This is a genomic window from Pseudomonas sp. TAA207, assembly GCF_001529285.1.
Lineage (GTDB): Bacteria > Pseudomonadota > Gammaproteobacteria > Pseudomonadales > Pseudomonadaceae > Aquipseudomonas > Aquipseudomonas weihenstephanensis.
In genome coordinates, this window is the sequence record NZ_LLWJ01000068.1 from 64563 (window position 1) to 86749 (window position 22187).

17 protein-coding genes and 1 pseudogene are annotated in these 22187 nt (G+C 55.0%); 1 reads left to right on the forward strand and 17 read right to left on the reverse strand.

Annotated elements, in window-relative coordinates; translation table 11 throughout:
* Positions 1–4: 4 nt before the first annotated feature.
* The 17 genes and pseudogenes from AP059_RS14835 to mtnA all read right to left on the reverse strand — a co-directional run bounded on the left by AP059_RS14835 (position 5) and on the right by mtnA (position 20748).
* Entirely contained in the window at positions 5–1657 is a 1653-nt protein-coding gene (locus tag AP059_RS14835) for a bifunctional GNAT family N-acetyltransferase/PLP-dependent aspartate aminotransferase family protein (protein ID WP_082706816.1), read from the reverse strand.
* Positions 1647–2063 (reverse strand): sugar 3,4-ketoisomerase, encoded by a 417-nt coding sequence (locus AP059_RS22785; RefSeq protein WP_256209906.1) that lies wholly within the window; start codon positions 2061–2063, stop codon positions 1647–1649. The genes AP059_RS14835 and AP059_RS22785 overlap by 11 nt, the downstream gene beginning before the upstream one ends.
* 9 nt (positions 2064–2072) lie before the next feature.
* Positions 2073–2627 (reverse strand): annotated as a pseudogene (gene rfbC / locus AP059_RS22790) (dTDP-4-dehydrorhamnose 3,5-epimerase); the annotation flags it as partial.
* The gene (gene rfbA / locus AP059_RS14845; protein WP_059764122.1) at positions 2627–3517 is read right to left on the reverse strand and encodes a glucose-1-phosphate thymidylyltransferase RfbA; all 891 of its coding nucleotides are present in this window, start codon (positions 3515–3517) and stop codon (positions 2627–2629) included. The gene rfbA and the pseudogene rfbC, both read right to left, overlap by 1 nt.
* A gap of 165 nt (positions 3518–3682) precedes the next feature.
* Positions 3683–4210 (reverse strand): transcription/translation regulatory transformer protein RfaH, encoded by a 528-nt coding sequence (gene rfaH / locus AP059_RS14850; protein ID WP_177332396.1) that lies wholly within the window; start codon positions 4208–4210, stop codon positions 3683–3685.
* A gap of 109 nt (positions 4211–4319) precedes the next feature.
* The gene (locus AP059_RS14855; protein ID WP_059764123.1) at positions 4320–5777 is read right to left on the reverse strand and encodes an MBL fold metallo-hydrolase RNA specificity domain-containing protein; all 1458 of its coding nucleotides are present in this window, start codon (positions 5775–5777) and stop codon (positions 4320–4322) included.
* A 79-nt stretch (positions 5778–5856) separates the two neighbouring features.
* Complete coding sequence (locus AP059_RS14860) at positions 5857–7218, reverse strand: Wzz/FepE/Etk N-terminal domain-containing protein (RefSeq protein WP_120752340.1); 1362 nt, start codon at positions 7216–7218, stop codon at positions 5857–5859.
* Between the two features lie 309 nt (positions 7219–7527).
* Entirely contained in the window at positions 7528–7776 is a 249-nt protein-coding gene (locus AP059_RS14865) for a lipopolysaccharide assembly protein LapA domain-containing protein (protein WP_059764127.1), read from the reverse strand.
* A gap of 24 nt (positions 7777–7800) precedes the next feature.
* Positions 7801–8097, reverse strand: coding sequence for an integration host factor subunit beta (ihfB, locus tag AP059_RS14870; protein WP_048365589.1), 297 nt, complete (start codon positions 8095–8097; stop codon positions 7801–7803).
* A 398-nt stretch (positions 8098–8495) separates the two neighbouring features.
* Positions 8496–10190, reverse strand: coding sequence for a 30S ribosomal protein S1 (gene rpsA, locus AP059_RS14875; protein ID WP_059764129.1), 1695 nt, complete (start codon positions 10188–10190; stop codon positions 8496–8498).
* 123 nt (positions 10191–10313) lie between these two features.
* The gene (cmk, locus tag AP059_RS14880; RefSeq protein WP_059764131.1) at positions 10314–11006 is read right to left on the reverse strand and encodes a (d)CMP kinase; all 693 of its coding nucleotides are present in this window, start codon (positions 11004–11006) and stop codon (positions 10314–10316) included.
* A complete protein-coding gene (locus tag AP059_RS14885; RefSeq protein ID WP_059764356.1) occupies positions 11006–13237 on the reverse strand; it encodes a bifunctional prephenate dehydrogenase/3-phosphoshikimate 1-carboxyvinyltransferase in 2232 nt (743 codons plus the stop codon). Before AP059_RS14885 ends, cmk begins: the two co-directional genes overlap by 1 nt.
* A 4-nt stretch (positions 13238–13241) precedes the next feature.
* Positions 13242–14354, reverse strand: coding sequence for a histidinol-phosphate transaminase (gene hisC / locus AP059_RS14890; protein WP_059764133.1), 1113 nt, complete (start codon positions 14352–14354; stop codon positions 13242–13244).
* A gap of 11 nt (positions 14355–14365) precedes the next feature.
* Entirely contained in the window at positions 14366–15460 is a 1095-nt protein-coding gene (gene pheA, locus AP059_RS14895; RefSeq protein ID WP_048365585.1) for a prephenate dehydratase, read from the reverse strand.
* Positions 15460–16545: a 3-phosphoserine/phosphohydroxythreonine transaminase gene (gene serC / locus AP059_RS14900; RefSeq protein WP_059764358.1), complete on the reverse strand. Its 1086-nt coding sequence runs from the start codon at positions 16543–16545 to the stop codon at positions 15460–15462. The genes pheA and serC overlap by 1 nt, the downstream gene beginning before the upstream one ends.
* Positions 16546–16731: 186 nt before the next feature.
* Positions 16732–19398, reverse strand: coding sequence for a DNA gyrase subunit A (gene gyrA, locus AP059_RS14905; protein WP_059764135.1), 2667 nt, complete (start codon positions 19396–19398; stop codon positions 16732–16734).
* A gap of 273 nt (positions 19399–19671) precedes the next feature.
* On the reverse strand, positions 19672–20748 hold the full coding sequence (mtnA, locus tag AP059_RS14910) for an S-methyl-5-thioribose-1-phosphate isomerase (RefSeq protein ID WP_059764138.1): 1077 nt from the start codon (positions 20746–20748) through the stop codon (positions 19672–19674).
* A gap of 106 nt (positions 20749–20854) precedes the next feature.
* Between mtnA and AP059_RS14915 the strand changes: the two genes are divergently transcribed.
* Complete coding sequence (locus AP059_RS14915) at positions 20855–22186, forward strand: TRZ/ATZ family hydrolase (protein WP_059764140.1); 1332 nt, start codon at positions 20855–20857, stop codon at positions 22184–22186.
* The last annotated feature ends 1 nt before the right edge of the window (position 22187 follow it).

A 22187-nucleotide genomic window follows, 5' to 3' on the forward strand; every position in this document is an offset into this window, starting at 1 on the left:
AGTACTAATCGCGTACCGCAAAGGTGTTGCACGCACTGATCACAGCCGTGACTTGTTCGTCGGTCAATGTCGGTCCCATTGGCAGGCTAACGACTTGATCGTGAATCAGCTCTGAGACAGGCAGCGATAATTCGCTCAGCTCTTTATAAGCTTGCTGTTTGTGCGGTGGGATCGGGTAATGAATCAGTGTCTGCACACCTTGCGTCTGCAAGTACTGCTGGAACTCAGAACGGTGCGCACTGCGGATGACAAAAAGGTGCCATGCATGCTGACCCTGCTCTGGTACTTGCGGCAGAACGAGCAGCGGATTTTTGATTTCAGCTACGTACCGTTCGGCAATCTCGCACCGGCGCTGAGTTTCTTTATCCAGGTAGTTTAATTTCACACTCAAGACAGCCGCCTGAATCTCATCCAGGCGACTGTTCACGCCCTGATAAAGATTGCGGTACTTTTCATGAGAGCCGTAGTTTCTGAGTGCCAGTACCGTTTCTGCCAAGATCGGATCATTCGTGGTAATCGCGCCAGCATCGCCCAATGCGCCCAAGTTTTTGCCCGGATAGAAACTAAAACCAGCAGCATCGCCCCAGTTGCCTGCTTTTGTGCCGTCTATGTGAGCGCCATGAGATTGGGCACAGTCTTCTAGCACCAATAGATCGTGACGCTTGGCAAGCGTCATGAGAGCAGGCATGTCCACCAAACGGCCATATAGATGCACAGGCAAGATAGCCCGCGTTCTTGGCGTGATGGCTTTTTCAATCAACGTGACATCCAGGTTATACGTTTCTAGATCCGGCTCAACGAGCACTGGAACCAGGCCATTTGCCGAAATCGCCAAGATACTAGCAATGTAGGTATTGGCCGGGACGATCACTTCATCCCCGTCCTGAATTTTGCCCAGTACTTTCCAGGCAGACAGCACTAATGTCAGCGCGTCCAGACCATTGGCGACCCCGAGGCTGTACTCGGTGCCACAGTATTGCGCGAAAGCCGACTCGAAGGTTTTTAACTCATTGCCCTGAATGTACCAACCCGAATCTATTACACGGGAACAGGCCGCTTTCAGTTCATCAGCGTACTGAGCATTAATACTTTTCAAATCCAGGAACGGGATCATTTTTTTTACCACGCTGATGAAGTGACTGTTTTTTTCGAGAAAAGACTTATACACCGCAGGCGTCATTACAAAATAGTCATTGTCTGCATCCTCACGGACCTTCTGTGCGCCCAGACGCTCGTGAAACTTAATAACGCCTCCATTCTCCTTTCTCACTTCGAAATGGCAGGATTTGAATCCCAGCTCCTCGAAGCCTACGGCGTACACCAGCAATGCACTTTCAATTGCGGCCTTGGGTGTTTTGTCTTTATTGAGAATCCAGCTGCCCCAAGAAAAAGAAGCCCGCTCGGGCTGGAAATCGTACAAGCGCACAGTGCCGATCGGCACATTGTTATCGATGCGACGGATCACAAAATAAAATTCATGCCCTTGTGCTTCACGCAGCTTGTAATTTTTCAACCACTCCGCCTGGCTGGCAACACCACCCGTCACGTGTGACAAGTGCGTGTTATATGTCGGGTCCACGCGCAAGGAGTGTATAAACTGCGCATCGTCGGGAACGGCAAGATCCAAGCGTATCGTTTTGCCTGATTTACTCTGCATCTTTACTTACCCATGACATGAACGATTCATAGTTACGAATATAATCACTCTCATCGTATTCATCACTTGCAAGCACCATCATCACGCAATCCGCAGAAAACTCATGCATCTCGTGCCAGATTTTGCTTTTGATCAACACGCCTTTGTCAGGTCGGTCTAACCAGATATCTTTTGTGCTCGTACCATCGTCCAGCATCATTCGGCATCGACCCGATATGCAGACAGCCATTTGATCCAATTGCTTGTGCGCGTGAAAGCCGCGGCTGATATTTTCTTGCGTGCCAAACAGGTAATAAACCCTTTTGATCGTAAAGGGCACGGCCAGGCCGCGGGTTAAGGCAACCAGGCTACCCCGCTCATCACCGATAACTTTCAGGGTTCGAACTTCATCCGTTGACTCGGCCAGCCACGATGGAAGTTCTGCCTGCTCTAACCGTGGTGCAATCTGGTCTTTATCACTGACCAGATAGTCTTCTAACGCAGGCCACTTAATGGCCAGCGTCGCATCATTCCAAAGCACGCTGCGCTCTGCATTTTTGTTGTAGAAGTTCGTGGTCTTGTAATGGAAATGGGTATTGTCTTCTAGTGCTACAAAACCATGTGCAAACCCTTCAGGTATCCACAGCATTTTTTTGTTTGATGCACTCAGCTCTACACCGATCCATTGGCCGAAGGTGGGTGAACCCACCCGAATATCCACGGCAACATCGAACGCAGCACCTTGCGTCACGCTCACCAGCTTGCCTTGTGCAAAAGGCTCAAGCTGGTAATGCAGGCCGCGCAGCGCGCCTTTCTTTGAGCACGACTGATTGTCTTGTACAAACGGCTTGGGAATGGGGAGGCCCAACTGAAAAAGTCCGTCTGCGAAACGCCGCTCATTGAAGCTTTCCATAAACCAACCGCGGTCATCTTCGAACACTTTAGGTTCGATCAACACTACGCCTGGCAAGGCCGTCTGGACGAAATTCATCAGGCTGATTTCTCCGACAACAGTTTGTAGAGGTATTGGCCATAGCCTGTTTTCTTGAGTTTTTCTGCCTGAGCACGTAGCACGTCAGCTGTAATCCAGCCGTTATTGAATGCAATCTCTTCAAGGCACGCCACTTTCAAGCCCTGACGCTGCTCGATGGTATGCACGAAATGACTCGCTTCGAGCAGGGACTCGTGAGTGCCAGTGTCTAACCAGGCAAACCCGCGCCCCAACATTTCTACGGTCAAACCTTTCTGGTCCAGATAGGCGCGATTCACGTCTGTAATTTCAAGCTCACCGCGCGGGGACGGTTTTATATTTTTGGCAATTTCTACTACTTGGTTGTCGTAGAAATACAAACCCGTTACCGCATAGTTTGACTTCGGCTTTTCAGGTTTCTCTTCAATACTTAATGCACGGCCCGTAGCGTCAAACTCGACAACACCAAAGCGCTCGGGGTCAGAAACATGATAACCAAACACCGTTGCACCACTGGCCTGCGACATTGCACTGCGCAAGTTATCCGAGAAGTGCTGACCGTAAAAAATGTTGTCGCCAAGAATCAAACAAACCGGGTCATTACCAATGAATGCTTCACCAATGATAAAGGCCTGCGCCAGGCCATCAGGGCTTGGCTGCTCTGCGTAGCTAAGTTCAATACCGTACTGGCTGCCATCCCCCAATAATTTCTTGAAGCACGGCAGATCTTCAGGCGTCGAGATGATCAGAATTTCACGCATGCCGGCCAGCATGAGCACGGACAGCGGGTAGAAGATCATAGGCTTGTCGTAGATCGGCAACATCTGCTTGGACACGCCCAAGGTCAGCGGGTGCAGGCGTGTACCTGAACCACCTGCGAGGATGATGCCTTTACGGTTGATGGTGTTCATCTCTTGAACAATTCCTTATCTATTCAGTTCAACACCTGTAACGCTGACAGGCGAATGGTTGAGTTCTATTCTTGATTAAACACGCTACCGCCCCAGGATTGATCGTCAATTTCCTGAGAACGGTTTTAAATTCATCATTGCCCAGGCACGAAGCCTGAGGACAGCTTAGCGGCCAGCAATACGGGTTATGGGCAAAGTAATCTGTTGCTGCTGGTTCATCAAATGAATCAGCAATACCACTCTTTCATTCCCATCCATCGCCACGAAAATAGACTCAACGCCTTCGAAACCCTCATCAAGGATCGTGACTTCATCTCCGGGGCGATAGGCAGGAATCACATGCGTCTGCGCACGCAATTGCAGATGGGTTATCAACGCATGACTTACTGCCAAGGGCCGCCCGCCGAAAGCAACCACTCGGCTCACACCACGGGTTGAACGCAAAGGTGCCCAATTGGCGTCATGTGGCATGCGAATGAAAAGATAGCCCGGGAACAAGGACTCTTCGATGAGCCGCTGCTTGCCACGCAATTGTCGTTCACGTCGACACGTGGGGCGTGAGCACACGTAGCCCTGACGCACGAGATTGTCTTCTGCTCGTTCATCCTGTTTGGGCTTGCATTGCACCAAGTACCAGTCGCCTTGCGCGGCAAGACTGGGTACCCGCTGCACAGTGGCTAGGCGCTTATCCATGGACCATTCATTTATGCGTACTTCCGTGATTTTTCATCGTGCTTGTCGTTGCTTCGACAGCAAGTCGCAGTGTTTTTATCGTGATTGTGTGCATGTTGGCTGGCTTTTATCAGTCCGAGGGAATCAACAGGTTAACTGGCAGACTTTGAGTGCGGTACAACGCTTGCAGTTCAATCGCTAATGCCTCTTTTGCAGGCATCTCACCATGCACCAGGCGTATCTCCTCAGGCCACTGCCCTATCCTTGAGACGAAATGCAGTAAATCCTGCTGATCCGCATGTGCTGAATACCCGCCTATGCTGGTGATTCCTGCGCGAATAATACAGCGCTGGCCTTCCAATTCAACATAACCCCCACGGGGGCCAAATTTTTGTATGGCCGCACCAGGCGTGCCTTTTGCCTGATAACCGATAAAGAGTACGTTATGCCTGGGGTTTTCGAGCATAGCCTTCAGATAATTAACGATGCGGCCATTGGAGCACATGCCATTTGCAGCAATCACAATCGCCGGACGACCGGTGCTCTTGAGGTAGTTGACGGTTTGAAGGTGTTTCTTATGACTGTCGATGGTGATCAGCTGTGTAAACCGAAGTGGCTTACGACCACCTTTTAGACGCTGTTGCGCTCCATCCGCCCAAAAGCGTTCCAGGCTTTGATATTCATCTGTTAGCCGACTGGCCAGTGGCGAATCGAGAATGATCGGTAACTCTGGCCAATTGACGGGTAGCGTGCGGTCTACATCATCTGCGCCAGGCAAGTTCGCAAGCAGCGATTTACGATGGAGAATATCTTCGATTTCGTAAAGCAACTCTTGAGTACGCCCCAGACTGAACGCAGGAATCAAGAGCGTGCCGTGATCTGCCAACGCTTTATCAATGGCACTTTCAAGCCGTGCCTGGCGGGTAGAACGGTCTTCATGCAGGCGATCGCCATAAGTGCTTTCAAGTACCAGCACGTCGGCTTTTTCGGGCGACACGGTGGCTGCCAGTAAAGGCGCATTCGAAGCCCCCAAATCGCCGGAAAAAACGATCCGCCGGTTCACGTTTAATTGGGGGTAGGTAAGGTCACACTCCACATAGGCAGAACCCAATATATGACCAGCCTTTTGCAAACGGATCCGCGCCAGTAGCTCACCACTTTGCTCGATGACGAACCATTGATTGAAGGGCAAAGCGACAATCTGCTGTTGTACGCGCTTCACGTAACGCTTGATCTCCCTTTCGTCACGACTGAAGTCAAGCTTGAACGCATCCTCCAGCACTAATGGCAATAACTGCGCTGAAGGTTCACTGCAGAAAATTGGACCTTTGAAGCCTGCGGCCAACAAGTAAGGAATGCGCCCAATGTGATCCGCGTGCACATGGGTGACCACCAAGGCTTTAACATCACCCACTTCAAAAGTAATAGCTGGCGTTTGCTCTTCACCGCCTCTACCAAGCGACTTGTCGCCACCTTGAAACAACCCACAGTCTATTAGCAGGCTGCTGTAGGCATCCATCTTCAATTGGTGACATGAACCTGTGACGCCCGTGACAGCGCCATGGTGAATGATGTTCGGGTAAGGCATAAGCTTGCTCTCGATACAGCTCCATGAAGAGGCAATTAGCCCACAAGTGAGACTGGGATTCAGCCAGTCTCGGGGCCGATCAGGATCGATCGTTTTGCAAGACTTTTCCGCTACCCTTTTCACTTGACAATTTTGCTGTCATTACCGGCGAGCCAACCCCTGACAACTGAGCGCGGCGCGTGCCAAGCAAATGACGTATCAACACGATCAGAACGCCCAATATGGCACCCAGCAGCACCCCCAAAGCAAGGATCAGTGCCTTTTGGGGCTTAACGGGACGCATAGGTTCCAGGGCTTTACGGTCCACAGACACAAGCTTCAGATTGGAAATATCGAGATTGCTCAAGTTGCCAAGCCGCACCACTTCCGCACGCAGTGGTTCAACACCACTCAGGAAGACGTCTTCGTTTTGACGCTGCTTGAGAACCTCGACTTCACGATTGCTTTGCAGCAATTGCAATTCGCGAGCAATTTGAGCAATGCGCCCCTCAGTAAAGTCATCGGTTTTGCGCTGTTGCAGTGCCGAGCGCTCGGCCTCAAGCGCTTCGACGCCCATAAAGTACAACGGGATTTGCTGGTTGTTGATTTCAGTGCGCATAACACTGGAATCACCCATACGGGCTGAATCACCCAGCGCAGAAGGTGTCGTCGGTTTTTGAATACCCAATGACTTTGCGATCCCGATCGCTTCAGTCAGTTGTGCCATACGGTCTGTACGCACAACTTTGAGCTGTTGGCGCAGCGCTTTGAGTTCATCTTGCAATTGCGCCCGCTTCAGATTGTCCGCTTCTTGAAGTTTGGCGATACGCGCCTCTTTGCCCATCTCGTAACTTGAGCGTGCGGCATCGATCTTACCTTTCAATTCGGTCAACCGATTATTGACGATCACTTTCAGGTCAGAGGCGATCTGTTCACGTTCAGCCTTGACTGCATAGTCGACAAAACCATTAAGGATCTGTACGCCATCAACGCCCTTGGGATAGTTCAACTCCAAGGCAATAAACGCACTTAAAGAATCTGCTTTTTTCGGATCGGGCAGGACAAGCTTCAACGAGTCTCGATTGAACTCCTCGAAGCTCTGCTCGAGGGTTCGCCCCGGGCGTTTGAACTGGGTAAACAGCTCTTGATTGTCACGGAAAAAACCTAACCTTGAATCATAAGACTCAAGGCTTGCACCCACTTTCAGCAATGCCTCACTCGGGGGGAGCGTGTAAACGCCTGACCGATTGAGCGCATCAAGCTCATTGATGGCGGCAGGCCGCAGTACGCTGGTGACTTGGTATTCAGGGGTTATAGCATAGACATAGCCCAATGCAACTAGCCCGCTGATGACCGTGGCGGCGATGATAATTTTCTTTTGCTGCCAAATAGCCTGGAACAAAGCAAACAGATCAATCTCATCCGACGATGAGCCACCGGGTATACGAGAAATACTAGTCACAACAAGGGCCTGCCTTCAAAAAGAAACTGCGGGCTCGTCATGCAGAAATTTTCTAACGTGCTTGGATTTGGTTTTTATTTTCTATCGGGTATTGGCATCACTGCGCACCAGATGAAGCACAAAAAATAGCTGGCAATCGAGAACAGCACGCATTCTGCCAGTATTACCAAACAATACAAGACTTGACAGTATGTAGGCATTTTCCTCCGACAAGACGCACAGATTGATCCGCACATACCCTACGAAGCAACTCGACACATCAATGCCCGGAAAACACCGTACTCACACAGCCCAATCAGATCTGCAGGGTTAAACAGTCCGCAATTTGCGTTTCAGCACGGCAGATTTGCGCCAGTAGGCCAAGTAACCCAAGAGCGGACCAATCAGCAACCCGACCAGCAGCGCTCCGACAAAGAACAAAGAGGCTGGCAACTGAGGGGTGTGCCAGCCAAAAAAAGTCAATGATGCGGGCTGCTGGTTTTCGAGTATGAAAATAATTACACCAAAGAAAACCAACAGTGCGACTACCCCAACAGCCGTGCGTTTAAAGCCACGCATGAGCGCCTCCTTCTTCCTTAAGGATCAAAGATCATCTTCCTCATCTTCGTTTACCCGATCGCGCAATTCCTTGCCCGGCTTGAAGTGAGGCACGAACTTACCGTCAAGACTGACAGACTGGCCGGTCTTTGGATTACGCCCAACACGGGGAGCACGGTAGTGAAGTGAGAAACTGCCAAAGCCACGGATCTCGATACGATCCCCTGTCGCCAGGCATTGTGACATTTGTTCAAGCATAGTCTTGATGGCAAGCTCCACATCTTTAGAGGAGAGCAGCCCTTGATGGGTGACAATTCGTTCGATCAACTCCGACTTCGTCATATTTTTCCCTTCTTTTTCAAGCAGCTAGATCAGCGCTCCGAAGGTTTTAGCATGATCAAATGATTTTGAACAGCCCAGGGATTGACTTATCTTCAGGAATATTGAAGGAACTTTTCATGAACCACCTTTGGCCGACTGCATCACGAGGCTGGGTGCAGCTGATACTCAGCGAAGCGATTCCTGACAGAAGCAATATTTATTAGCAGCCCACGACCACCCACATCGCCTCCCACCCACATGCGTCTCGCCCCTCCACCTTTTGAAGCCCCAGCAACCAACATTGCTGGATAACGCTGTCTCCAGCCTCCGACTACCAAAGCCATAGGTGCGTTTGCGCATCAAATCGCAGGCACAAAAAAGGGCGACCTAAGTCGCCCTTTTTCATGGTCAATCAGAACTTAGTTCTGTTTTTCCATTTGTGCACGCAGCAGGTCGCCCAGAGTGGTCGGACCAGCAGCGATCTCAGAGGTAGCTGGCTTGTCGCGCAGGCTCTGGATTGCTTCTTTCTCTTCAGCATCATCTTTCGACTTGATGGAGAGTTGGATTACGCGGCTTTTACGATCAACGCTGATGATCTTGGCTTCTACTTCTTCGCCTTCTTTCAGAACGTTGCGCGCGTCTTCAACGCGGTCACGGCTGATTTCGGAGGCTTTCAGAGTCGCTTCGATATCGTTGGCCAGAGTGATGATGGCGCCTTTAGCGTCAACTTCTTTCACGATGCCCTTAACGATTGCGCCTTTGTCGTTCTCTTGAACGTACTCGGAGAACGGATCGCTTTCCAGCTGCTTGATACCCAGGGAGATGCGCTCACGCTCTGGATCAACAGACAGGATAACGGTGTCCAGCTCGTCGCCCTTCTTGAAACGACGTACGGCTTCTTCGCCCACTTCGTTCCAGGAGATGTCGGACAGGTGAACCAGGCCGTCGATGCCGCCGTCCAGACCAATGAAGATACCGAAATCGGTGATCGACTTGATGGTGCCGGAGATTTTATCGCCCTTGTTGAACTGGCCAGAGAAATCTTCCCATGGGTTAGATTTGCACTGCTTGATGCCCAGGGAGATACGACGACGCTCTTCGTCGATGTCCAGAACCATAACTTCCACTTCGTCGCCGACTTGTACGACTTTCGAAGGGTGGATGTTTTTGTTGGTCCAGTCCATTTCGGAAACGTGTACCAGACCTTCAACGCCTTCTTCCAGCTCAGCGAAGCAGCCGTAGTCGGTCAGGTTGGTTACACGCGCGGTAACGCGAGTGCTTTCTGGGTAACGGGCTTTGATAGCAACCCATGGATCTTCGCCCAGCTGCTTGAGGCCCAGGGAAACACGATTGCGCTCGCGATCGTACTTCAGAACCTTGACATCGATCTCGTCGCCAACGTTGACGATTTCGGAAGGATGCTTGATACGCTTCCAAGCCATGTCGGTGATGTGCAGCAGGCCATCGACGCCACCCAGATCGACGAATGCGCCGTAATCCGTGAGGTTTTTAACGATACCTTTAACTTGCTGACCTTCTTGCAAGGATTCCAGCAGCGCTTCACGCTCTGCCGAGTTCTCTGCTTCAAGTACGCTGCGACGCGAAACAACAACGTTGTTGCGCTTCTGGTCAAGTTTGATGACCTTGAATTCCAGCTCTTTGCCTTCCAGGTGCGTGGTGTCGCGCACTGGACGAACGTCAACCAGAGAACCTGGCAGGAACGCACGGATGCCGTTAACGTCGACAGTGAAGCCGCCTTTAACCTTACCGTTGATAACGCCCTTAACCACTTCTTCTGCTGCGAAGGCTGCTTCCAGAACGATCCAGCATTCAGCGCGCTTGGCTTTTTCACGGGACAGTTTGGTTTCGCCAAAGCCGTCTTCGACCGCGTCCAGCGCAACGTGAACTTCATCACCGATGTTGATGTTCAGTTCGCCAGCGTCGTTGTGGAACTGCTCCAGCGGGATGAGGCCTTCAGACTTCAAACCAGCGTGAACGGTTACCCAACCAGCTTGGTAATCGATATCAACGATGATAGCGGTGATGATAGAGCCTGCCTGAAGATTCAGGGTTTTTAGGCTTTCTTCAAAGAGTTCTGCAAAGCTTTCGCTCATTTTAATTCCTGTTGATCTAGGGCGAAGGAATACGCCCATCTGCCACATTCCAGACAATGTGGGTTACGTTCATATAAAAGAAGGCATGCAGGACTATTTCTGGTCTCCTGCACGCTTTCTTGGTCATCTGGCGATATCGCGCTGGGCGATCTCGCTTCTGATGCGTTCAAGCACCTGCTCGACAGATAACTCCGTAGAGTCTAGCTGTATGGCATCAGCCGCCGGCTTGAGCGGGGCTATTGCACGCTGCGTGTCACGCTCATCGCGGACACGTATCTCGTCCAGCAGACGCGGGAGACTAACATCATCGCCCTTAGCCTTCAACTGCAAGTAACGGCGCCGAGCGCGCTCTTCGGCGCTGGCCGTCAGAAAAATTTTCAGTGGCGCCTCTGCAAAAACCACCGTCCCCATGTCACGACCATCAGCAACCAAGCCAGGAAACTCCTGAAAAGCACGCTGACGCTCCAGCAAAGCCGCGCGAACAGCGGGCAAAGCAGCAACTTCGGACGCCCCGGCGGCTACATCCTCATTGCGAATATCCTGGGTGACATCTGCGCCCTCAAGAACAATCTTGGCTGGCGTACCTTCTGTCGCCCCGACGAATTGCACGTCCAGATGCCTGGCCAACTGACTCAACGTCGCTTCGTTTTCTACACCTACCTTCACACGATGATTGTGGGCAGCCAATGCCAGCAAACGGTACAAGGCACCCGAATCCAGCAGGTTCCAGCCCAATTCCTTGGCCAGGCGCGCCGCGACCGTCCCTTTCCCCGAACCGCTCGGGCCATCAATGGTGATCACCGGCGCCTGATTCATCACGATTGCGCCTCTTGCGCTACACGCATGCCAACTTGTTTGCATAAGGCCAGAAAGTTCGGGAACGAGGTGGCGACGTTGGCGCAGTCATGGATACGGATAGGTGCAGTTGCGCGCAGCGAGGCCACACTGAATGCCATCGAGATCCGGTGGTCACCGTGACCGTGAACCTCGCCCCCACCGATGGAGCCGCCATCAATGATGATGCCGTCCGGGGTTGGCTCGCACTTCACACCCAAAGCCAGCAAGCCATCTGCCATGACCTGAATGCGATCGGACTCCTTAACCCGCAACTCCTCCGCGCCCCGCAGGATCGTGCGCCCTTCAGCGACCGCAGCCGCTACGAACAATACCGGGAACTCATCAATGGCCAACGGCACCAAGGCTTCAGGAATTTCGATGCCTTTGAGCCTGGCTGCACGTACATGCAGATCCGCGACAGGCTCGCCGCCCACTTCCCGCTCGTTTTCAAGGGTGATATCAGCCCCCATCAAACGCAGGATGTCGATTACGCCGGTACGGGTCGGGTTGATGCCGACATGCTCAAGCACCAGATCAGAACCTTCAGCGATCGAGGCCGCCACCAGGAAGAAGGCCGACGAGGAAATATCGCCCGGCACTTCAATGTGTGTCGCTGTCAATGTGTGACCCGACTCAACAGATGCCGTTGCCCCGTCAACAGTTACCGGGTAGCCGAAACCGCGCAGCATGCGCTCGGTGTGGTCACGGGTCGGCGCCGGCTCTGTGACGGAGGTTTTGCCCTCAGCGTACAAGCCGGCCAGCAGCAGGCAGGACTTCACCTGAGCACTGGCCATCGGCAAGGTGTAATCCATGCCCTTGAGCTTGTGACCGCCACGAATGGTCATCGGCGGACGACCCTCGGCAGCCGTCTCAATGACCGCGCCCATTTCGCGCAACGGATTGGCCACCCGATTCATTGGACGCTTGGTGAGCGACGCATCACCGGTCAGGGTGGTATCGAAGGGTTGAGCAGCCAACAAACCCGACAACAGGCGCATCGATGTCCCGGAGTTGCCCAGATAAATTGGACCAGGCGGCGCTTTCAAGCCATGCAGGCCAACCCCATGAATGGTCACGCGACCATGATGCGGACCTTCGATGACCACGCCCATGTCACGGAATGCCTGCAAGGTTGCCAGGGCGTCTTCACCCTCAAGGAAACCTTCCACTTCTGTGGTGCCTTGCGCCAAAGAACCCAGCATGATCGAACGGTGAGAAATGGATTTATCGCCTGGTACACGAATCCGGCCAGTTGCTTGGCCACCAGGGTTTGCCAGGAAAATCAGATCTTTAGAATTCATAGGGTCCACATATGCCCGGCGGGCCAGGATTTTACCGAAATGCTCGCGGGCAACCCGGGCGCGCGTGAACACGCCCAATAGCTGGTGCCCGTCCCCTGCATCGACCGCGTCGCGCAAGGCGTCGAGATCAGTGCGAAATGTATCCAATGTGCGCAGCACCGCCTCGCGGTTCGCAAGGAAGATGTCATGCCACATCACCGGGTCGCTACCTGCGATTCTTGTGAAATCGCGGAAGCCACCCGCTGCGTAACGAAAAATGTCGAGGTTCTCATTGCGCTTGGCAAGTGAGTCAACCAAACCGAAGGCCAGCAAGTGTGGCAAATGGCTAGTGGCCGCCAGGACTTCATCGTGACGTTCAACTTGCATATGCTCGACGTCAGCCCCAAGGGCACGCCACATTGCGTCAACCACAGCCAACGCAGCAGCATCGGTCTCGGCCACCGGCGTCAAAATAACTTTGTGCCGCTCGAACAGGCTGGCATTGGACGCTTCCACGCCGCTCTGCTCTGACCCTGCAATCGGATGCCCCGGTACGAATCGCGCCGGCATGCCACCAAATGCCTGAGTTGCCGCACGCACGACATTGCCTTTGGCACTGCCCACGTCGGTCAGTATCGCCGGTCCCAGATCCATCCCCGCCAACAGGGCGAGCATTTTTTCCATCGCCAGGATCGGCACGGCCAACTGAATCACATCAGCGCCCTTGCACGCCAGCGCCAAATCAGTTTCACAGCGATCGACCACGCCCAGCTCAATAGCCAGTACGCGTGACGCCGCGTCGAGATCGACGCCCACCACCTCTGCGCACAAACCACTTTCACGCATGCCCTTGGCGAAAGAGCCGCCAATCAGACCCAATCCAACCACCACCAAGCGCCCAAAAACAGGCCTGACACTCTGACTCGACATAACATCAACCACGAACAAGCACCTTGGCCAACGCCTCAAGCAAGCGAATGTTTTCCGCTGGCGTACCAATCGTGATGCGCAAGTGGTTCGGCATGCCGTAGTTGGCCACCGGACGCACAATCACACCTTCACGCAGCAGACCCTGATACACAGGCGCTGCCTCTTGCCCAAGGTCCAATGCAATAAAGTTGCCTTTGGAAGCAATCCAGCTCAAACCCAATACCTGGAAGCCATCCTGCAATTGCTGCATCCCGGCGTCGTTCAGACGGCGGCTTTGTGCCAGGTAATCCGTGTCCTGCAGTGCTGCGCAAGCAGCGGCCAACGCCAGACTGTTCACGTTGAATGGCTGCCTGACGCGGTTCAACACATCAGCCACAACGGCTGTCGACAGGCTGTAGCCAACACGTAACGCCGCCAGGCCGTATGCCTTGGAGAACGTACGCGACACCAGCAGGTTTGGATAGGCGGACAAAAACTCGAGACCATCCGGCAAGTCACCGCCGTCTGCGTATTCGATATAGGCCTCATCCAGCACCACCAGCACTCCCGGTGGAACGTCCTGCAAAAACTCGTTCAACGCATCTGTATCGAACCAGGTCCCTGTCGGATTATTCGGATTGGCGATGAACACCACGCGCGTGTTGCAGTCGATTGCAGCCAACATGGCAGGCAAATCATGGCCCCATGCCTTGGCTGCAACAACACGGGCTTGCGCCCCCACCGCCTGGGTCACAATCGGATACACCGCAAAGGCATGTTCACTGAACACGGCATTCAAGCCCGGCGCCAGATAGGCGCGCGCCACCAGCTCCAAAATGTCATTGGACCCATTACCCAGCGTGACCTGATCCATCTGCACATCACAGCGCTCGGCCAGCAAGCTTTTGAGCGCAAAGCCATTGCCATCGGGATACCGCGTTAGCTCAGCCAGCGCATCATTTATAGCTGCCAGTGCCCTGGGGCTGGCGCCCATAGGGTTTTCGTTGCTCGCCAATTTGACGATGGTTTCAGGGCTAATGCCCAGCTCACGCGCCAACTCGTCCACAGGCTTGCCCGGGACGTAAGGCGAAAGTTGTTGCACGCCCGGCTGTGCCAGGGCGAGAAAATCACCGCTCATGTCAAACCGCCTTAAAGAACCGCTTTGGGGTAGGAGCCCAATATTTTGAGCGCTACCGCTTCCTGACTGATTTGCTCCAGCACACTTTTGACCAACGGGTCGCGGTGATGGCCTGCAAAGTCGATGAAGAAAACATAGGTCCATTTACCACTGCGCGAAGGGCGGGTCTCGATGCGCGTAAGGTCGATGCCGTTTTCATGGAATGGCACCAATAACTCATGCAGCGCACCAGGACGGTTGCTCATCGACACAATGATCGAGGTTTTGTCATCACCGGTTGGGGGTACTTCCTGGTTACCGATCATCAAAAACCGCGTGGAGTTGTCCGGACGGTCTTCGATTTTTTCAGCCAGCCGCGTCAAGCCATACAGGCCCGCAGCCATATCGCCAGCAATTGCCGCCGAGTTCCACTCACCCTTCACTCGCTTGGCGGCTTCGGCATTGCTCGATACAGCGATGCGCTCAACATTGGGGTAGTGCGCATCCAGCCACTTGCGGCACTGGGCCAGCGACTGGGCATGGGAGTAGATACGGCTGATGCTGTCGGTCTTGGTGTTTTCACCCACCAGCAAATGATGGTGAATACGCAGCTCCACCTCACCACAAATGACCATGTCGTGCTCAAGGAAGCTGTCCAGCGTGTGGTTCACAGCGCCCTCGGTAGAATTTTCTACCGGCACCACACCAAAATTGACCGCCCCCGCTGCCACTTCGCGAAACACCTCATCAATCGCAGCCATCGGCTTGCTGATGACTGCATGGCCGAAGTGTTTCATGGCGGCGGCTTGCGTGAACGTGCCTTCAGGCCCCAAATAAGCCACCTTGAGCGGTTGCTCCAGTGCCAGGCACGACGACATGATTTCGCGGAACAAGCGCGCCATCTCTTCGTTACCGAGCGGGCCCTTGTTGCGTTCCATCACACGCTTGAGCACCTGAGCTTCACGCTCAGGCCGATAAAACACTGGCACTTCGCCTTCAGCCAGAGACGCCATTTTGACCCGCGCCACTTCTTGCGCACAGCGCGCACGCTCACTGATCAACTCCAGAACCTTTTCGTCCAGGTTGTCGATGCGTACACGTAACGCCTTGAGTTCTTGCTCTGACATCAACCGTGTTCCTTCTCGAACTCTGCCATGTAGCCAACCAGCGCGTTGACCGCGTTGATATCCACTGCGTTATAGATAGAAGCGCGCATGCCGCCTACCGAACGGTGACCTTTGAGGTTCAACAAGCCACGCGCCTCGGCACCGGCCAGGAACGGCTTGTCGAGGCGGTCATCTGCCAGACGGAACGGCACGTTCATCCAGGAGCGGTCAGGCTTGTTGATCGGGTTGCTGTACAAGCCGCTGGCATCAATGAAGTCATACAGCGTGCGTTTTTTGACTTCGTTAAGCTTGCCGATAGCGTCTACGCCGCCCTGCTCCTTGAGCCACTCAAACACCAGACCCGACAAGTACCAGGCCAAGGTGGGCGGCGTGTTGTACATCGAGCCATTATCGGCCGCGACCTTGTAATCGAGCATGGTCGGGCAGATCGAGCGCGCACGGCCCAGCAAGTCTTCGCGAATGATGTTAACCACAATACCGCTGGGGCCAATGTTCTTCTGGGCACCTGCGTAAATCATGCCAAAACGCGAAACATCCACGGGACGCGACAGAATGTCCGAAGACATATCTGCAACCAGCGGTACATCGCCCGTCTCGGGAATCCAGTCAAATTCCAGGCCACCAATGGTTTCGTTTGGCGCGTAATGCACATAGGCCGCGTTCTTGGTCAGATTCCATTCGTTTTGACCCGGGATCGCGAAGTAGTCGTACGGCTTGGCCGTTGCCGCCACGTTGACCGAGCCAAAGCGCGAAGCTTCTTCGATGGCTTTTTGCGACCAGATACCGGTATCGATGTAGTCCGCTGTGCCGGTTTCAGGCAGTAAATTCAGCGGGATCTGAGCAAATTGCTGGCTCGCGCCGCCTTGCAGAAACAGAACCTTGTAGTTCGAGGGGATAGACAGCAGGTCACGCAGGTCCTGCTCAGCCTTGGTTGCAATGGACACGAACTCATCGCTGCGATGGCTCATTTCCATAACCGACAGGCCCTTGCCATGCCAGTCGAGCAACTCGGACTGGGCACGCAACAGGACAGCTTCAGGAAGCGCAGCTGGACCTGCGCAGAAGTTATAGGCTCGTTTGCTCACATCCACTCTCGCTCTGATTTGGTGGGTCACGCCATAAATCGATGGGCGTTACGCAGTGCTGCGAGACGGCAATCTTTTGTGTACACACCTGCATGGCAGATCAAAAGATCGCAGCCTCGCGCCGCTGCGCAACGCCTACACATACAACAAGGGGGCGAATCTTCATCCGCCCCCCTGTGTGTCCGCTTATTCTTGCGGCTGCTCTTCGTCAGCGCCAGCCTCTAGTGGTTGCTCGCCGTCGGCGGCATCCAGGAGGACCTCGCCGTCGATCTCAACACCCCCTTCAGACTCTTCACCCTCAAGCTCTTCGCCTTCTATTTCCGAAGGTTCCTGAACCCGCTCCAACCCGACCAGCGTTTCATCACTGGCCAGCTTGATCAGGGTGACGCCCTGAGTGTTACGCCCCAGACTCGACACTTCGTCAACACGGGTACGCACCAGGGTGCCCTGATCGGAAATCAGCATGATTTCTTCACCGTCCAGCACCTGAACCGCACCGACCAGACGGCCATTGCGCTCGTTGCTGACCATGGCAATCACGCCCTGACCGCCACGTTTGTACTCAGGGAACTCGCTGATCGCGGTGCGCTTGCCATAACCACGCGCCGAAGCGGTAAGGATCTGGCTGCCCTCTTCAGGAATCAGCATCGAAATCAGCTTCTGCCCTTCAGGCAGACGCATGCCACGCACGCCGCGAGCCGTACGGCCCATTGCACGCACATCGGACTCTTTGAAGCGCGTGACCTTGCCACCGTCAGAGAACAGCATGACTTCGCGCTCACCATCGGTGATGGCGGCACTGATCAGCACATCACCTTCGTCCAGCTCCAGAGCAATCAAACCCACACTGCGCTGACGGCTGAAGGATTCCAGCGGGGTCTTCTTCACGGTACCGTTCGCGGTAGCCATGAAGATGAAGTGACCTTCGGTGTATTCCTCAACCGGCAACATGGTGGTGATGTATTCACCCTCACCCAATGGCAGCAGGTTGACCAGCGGACGACCGCGTGCAGCACGGGAGGCTTCCGGGATTTCGTACGTCTTGAGCCAGTACACTTTGCCCTTGCTGGAGAACAGCAACAGCGTGGTGTGACTGTTGGCGACCAGCAGGTGAGCAATGTAGTCCTCATCCTTCACGCCAGTTGCCGATTTACCTTTACCGCCACGGCGCTGAGCCTGGTACGCAGCCAGCGGCTGGGTCTTGGCGTAGCCACCATGAGAAATGGTCACCACACGCTCTTCTTCCGGGATCATGTCACCCAGCGTCAGGTCAAGGCGGTGATCCAGGATCTCAGTGCGGCGCACGTCGCCGTATTCGGCACGGATGACTTCCAGCTCTTCGCGGATCACTTCCATCAGGCGCACGGCACTGTTGAGGATGCGGATCAGCTCACCGATCTGGTTGAGGATTTCCTGATACTCGGCCAGCAGCTTTTCATGCTCCAGGCCGGTCAGGCGGTGCAGGCGCAGCTCAAGGATCGCCTGGGCCTGTTCTGGCGACAGGAAATACTTGCCGTCGCGCAAACCGTATTGCGGGTCAAGGTTTTCAGGGCGGCACGAATCGGCACCGGCACGCTCAACCATCGCCACGACCGCCGTGGACTCCCAAGGTGTGCTGATCAGCGCTTCCTTGGCTTCCGACGGGGTTGGCGAAGCCTTGATCAGCGCAATCACCGGATCGATGTTGGACAAGGCAACCGCCTGACCTTCAAGGATGTGGCCCCGCTCACGGGCTTTGCGCAGTTCAAATACGGTACGACGGGTCACGACTTCGCGGCGGTGACGGACGAACGCTTCAAGCAGATCCTTGAGGTTCAGGATGCGCGGACGACCGTCGACCAGGGCAACGATGTTGATACCAAAGACGCTTTGCAGTTGGGTCTGGGCGTAAAGGTTATTGAGAATAACCTCCGGCACTTCACCGCGACGCAACTCGATCACTACACGCATGCCGTCTTTGTCAGACTCGTCGCGCAGCTCGGTGATGCCTTCGAGTTTCTTCTCTTTAACCAGCTCGGCGATCTTTTCGATCAATCGCGCCTTGTTCAACTGGTAGGGCAGCTCGGTGATCACGATCTGCTGGCGACCACCGACCTTGTCGATGTCTTCGATCATCGAGCGGGCGCGCATGTAAATACGGCCACGACCGGTGCGATAGGCTTCAATGATGCCCGCGCGACCGTTAATGATGGCAGCCGTCGGGAAGTCAGGCCCCGGAATGAACTGCATCAACTCATCGATGCTCAGCTCCGGGTTATCGATCAGCGCCAGGCAGCCGTCGATCACTTCACCCAGGTTATGCGGTGGAATATTGGTGGCCATGCCCACAGCGATACCGCTGGAACCGTTGACCAACAAGTTTGGAATGCGCGTTGGCATGACTGCCGGGATCATTTCCGTGCCGTCGTAGTTCGGCACCCAGTCCACGGTCTCTTTGTGCAAATCGGCCAGCAATTCGTGGGCCAATTTGGTCATGCGCACTTCGGTGTATCGCATGGCGGCAGCGTTGTCGCCGTCAACCGAACCGAAGTTACCCTGACCGTCTACCAGCAGGTAGCGCAGGGAGAATGGCTGAGCCATTCGAACGATGGTGTCGTAAACCGCAGTATCACCATGCGGGTGATACTTACCGATCACGTCACCGACCACACGGGCAGATTTCTTGTACGGCTTGTTCCAGTCGTTGTTCAGTTCGCTCATCGCGAACAGCACACGCCGGTGCACGGGCTTCAAGCCATCGCGTGCATCAGGCAGTGCCCGCCCGACAATTACGCTCATCGCGTAGTCGAGGTAGGACTGTTTCAGCTCGTCTTCGATATTGACCGGGAGGATTTCTTTGGCCAGTTCGCCCATGAGAAGCCTGATTCCTTTTTCGGGTGAAACTTCGCCACATCCATTCGGGACGAACGAAGCTCGCCGATGCTGGCCACGTGCCAAGCAACGACTTACGACAAATCAACGAGTTATGACACGGATTTGCGCATTAAGGGCAACCCTTGCGAGCCACCCTGGAAACCGCCGGATGTTATCACAAACGCCGCCACGCACCTATCCCTCAGATGCGCATGGCACACAGTAAGTGCACCCATTGTCGGCTTAAACGCGCTCAGAGGAGCTGAGAGCGCATTAATGCAGACGCTTACGGCACATTAACTGAGCCATTTTGGCCGCGTCCGGACGCTCGACGATACCCTTCTCGGTGACGATCACATCAATCAGATCGGCGGGCGTGACATCAAACACCGGGTTAAAGGCGGGTACATCCGCCCCGACCCGCTTGCCGCCCACACTCAGCAGCTCATCGCCCGCGCGCTCTTCAATCGGGATGTCTTCCCCGCTGGCCAAGGCCATATCAATCGTGGAGCTGGGCGCAACCACCATAAAACGTACGCCGTGGTGCATCGCATTGACGGCCAGTTGATAGGTGCCGATTTTGTTCGCCACATCGCCGTTAGCGGTAATCCGGTCAGCCCCGACGATCACCCAGGTCACGCCCTTGGTTTTCATAATGTGCGCAGCCGCCGAGTCAGCATTGAGCGTTACCGGAATACCTTCGTTTACCAACTCCCACGCTGTCAGGCGCGAGCCTTGCAGCCAGGGGCGGGTTTCATCGGCATACACCTGCTCAATCATGCCTTCGATAAACGCGCCACGGATAACCCCCAGCGCCGTACCAAAGCCGCCAGTGGCCAATGCCCCCGTATTGCAATGGGTCAGGACTGTTTGCGCATTGCCCTGATGCCGACGAATTACATCAACGCCCAATTGCGCCATCGTCAGGTTGGCCTCGCGATCGCTTTCATGGATGGCAATCGCTTCGGCTTCCAGCACCTGCAACACATCAGCACGGTGGTGCGCGCGCGTCAGGCGGTCACGCATGCGGTTAAGCGCCCAGAACAGATTGACTGCCGTTGGCCGTGAATCTGCCAGCAGTGCGAAGTCCTCCTCCAACGCGCCCACCCAGTCGCCTCCCTGCGCATGGCGGCTGCGTGCAGCAAGCACTACGCCATAGGCCGCCGCAATACCAATGGCGGGCGCGCCACGCACAACCATGTCGCGAATGGCCTGTGCGACGCCATCAGCGCTGGTGTAGGGCAACCAGCTTTCTTCGAAGGGCAAGATACGCTGATCCAGCAAATACAGGGCCTCACCTCGCCAATCGATGGCCTTTACCTTTTCTGCTGCCAACAGTCGATCGCGCATGCACTCCCCCATCACCCAGAACAAAGCCGCCGATTATAGCGAGCCGCCCGGCCGGGCGCTCGGGTATACTTGCCCTCCTTTTATAAAGCACTGGAATCCTTTTTCGATGCCGACTGCCCCTATGTCCCTCGACCTACTCCTGCTGCCAACCTGGCTGGTGCCTGTCGAACCTGCCGGCGTCGTACTCAAGGACCATGCCGTGGGCGTTCGCGATGGCCGCATCGTGTTCATCGGCCCGCGTCACGCCGCACTGAAGCACACGGCCAACGAAACCCGCGAACTGCCAGACATGTTGCTTTGCCCCGGACTGATCAACGCTCACGGGCACGCTGCAATGACCCTGTTCCGCGGCATGGCCGATGACCTGCCCCTGATGACCTGGCTGGAACAGCATATTTGGCCCGCAGAAGGTAAATGGGTAAACGAAGACTTCGTTCGCGACGGCACCGACCTTGCCATTGCCGAGCAGCTCAAGGGCGGCATCACCTGCTTCAGCGACATGTATTTCTTCCCCAAAGTGGCCTGCGACCGCGTGCACGAAAGCGGCATTCGCGCTCAGGTCGCCATACCGATTCTCGACTTCCCCATTCCGGGCGCCAGTTCGACTGATGAATCGCTGCGCCAGGCTGTCGAACTGTTCGGTGATCTGAAATACCACCCGCGAATCAAAATTGCCTTCGGCCCTCATGCACCGTACACAGTCAGCGATGACAATCTGGAAAAAATCCGCGTTGTGGCCGACGAGCTGGACGCCTCGATTCACATGCATGTGCACGAGACAGCCTTCGAGGTAAACCAGGCTGTCGAGCACAGCGGCGAACGTCCGCTGGCCCGCCTGGCGCGCCTGGGCCTGCTGGGGCCGCGCTTTCAGGCCGTTCACATGACCCAGATCAGCGATGACGACCTGACAATGCTGGTAGAAAGCAACACCAGCGTCATTCACTGCCCCGAATCCAACCTGAAACTGGCCAGTGGCTTTTGCCCGGTTGAACGCTTGTGGCAAGCCGGCGTGAACGTCGCGGTTGGCACCGATGGCGCGGCCAGCAACAATGACCTCGATTTGCTTGGTGAAACACGCACTGCCGCCCTGCTGGCCAAGGCCGTTGCAGGCTCGGCCACAGCCCTGGATGCCCATCGCGCCTTGCGCATGGCCACCCTCAACGGCGCGCGCGCACTGGGGCTGGAAAGCGACATCGGCTCGATCGAAATCGGCAAGCTGGCAGACTTGGTGGCCTTCGACCTCAGCGGCCTGGCTCAACAACCGGTCTACGACCCTGTGTCACAGCTGATTTACGCCACGGGCCGCGACTGCGTGCAACACCTGTGGGTCGGTGGCAAGCAACTGGTCGAAGACCGACGCCTGACCCGCCTGAACGAACCACACCTGGTCGCGACCGCCAAGGCCTGGGGCGACCGCATCAGCGGCCACACCCATTGAT

What these genes read in the sequence shown, in the direction of transcription:
- AP059_RS14865 (WP_059764127.1), bottom strand. Translation starts at nt 7,776, where the DNA reads ATGCGTGGCTTTAAACGCACGGCTGTTGGGGTAGTCGCACTGTTGGTT.
- rpsA (WP_059764129.1), bottom strand. Translation starts at nt 10,190, where the DNA reads ATGAGCGAAAGCTTTGCAGAACTCTTTGAAGAAAGCCTAAAAACCCTG.
- AP059_RS14835 (WP_082706816.1), bottom strand. Translation starts at nt 1,657, where the DNA reads ATGCAGAGTAAATCAGGCAAAACGATACGCTTGGATCTTGCCGTTCCC.
- pheA (WP_048365585.1), bottom strand. Translation starts at nt 15,460, where the DNA reads ATGTCAGAGCAAGAACTCAAGGCGTTACGTGTACGCATCGACAACCTG.
- hisC (WP_059764133.1), bottom strand. Translation starts at nt 14,354, where the DNA reads ATGAGCGGTGATTTTCTCGCCCTGGCACAGCCGGGCGTGCAACAACTT.
- AP059_RS14915 (WP_059764140.1), top strand. Translation starts at nt 20,855, where the DNA reads ATGCCGACTGCCCCTATGTCCCTCGACCTACTCCTGCTGCCAACCTGG.
- mtnA (WP_059764138.1), bottom strand. Translation starts at nt 20,748, where the DNA reads ATGCGCGATCGACTGTTGGCAGCAGAAAAGGTAAAGGCCATCGATTGG.
- AP059_RS14885 (WP_059764356.1), bottom strand. Translation starts at nt 13,237, where the DNA reads ATGTCGAGTCAGAGTGTCAGGCCTGTTTTTGGGCGCTTGGTGGTGGTT.
- gyrA (WP_059764135.1), bottom strand. Translation starts at nt 19,398, where the DNA reads ATGGGCGAACTGGCCAAAGAAATCCTCCCGGTCAATATCGAAGACGAG.
- cmk (WP_059764131.1), bottom strand. Translation starts at nt 11,006, where the DNA reads ATGAATCAGGCGCCGGTGATCACCATTGATGGCCCGAGCGGTTCGGGG.
- ihfB (WP_048365589.1), bottom strand. Translation starts at nt 8,097, where the DNA reads ATGACGAAGTCGGAGTTGATCGAACGAATTGTCACCCATCAAGGGCTG.
- rfaH (WP_177332396.1), bottom strand. Translation starts at nt 4,210, where the DNA reads ATGGATAAGCGCCTAGCCACTGTGCAGCGGGTACCCAGTCTTGCCGCG.
- AP059_RS14855 (WP_059764123.1), bottom strand. Translation starts at nt 5,777, where the DNA reads ATGCCTTACCCGAACATCATTCACCATGGCGCTGTCACGGGCGTCACA.
- rfbA (WP_059764122.1), bottom strand. Translation starts at nt 3,517, where the DNA reads ATGAACACCATCAACCGTAAAGGCATCATCCTCGCAGGTGGTTCAGGT.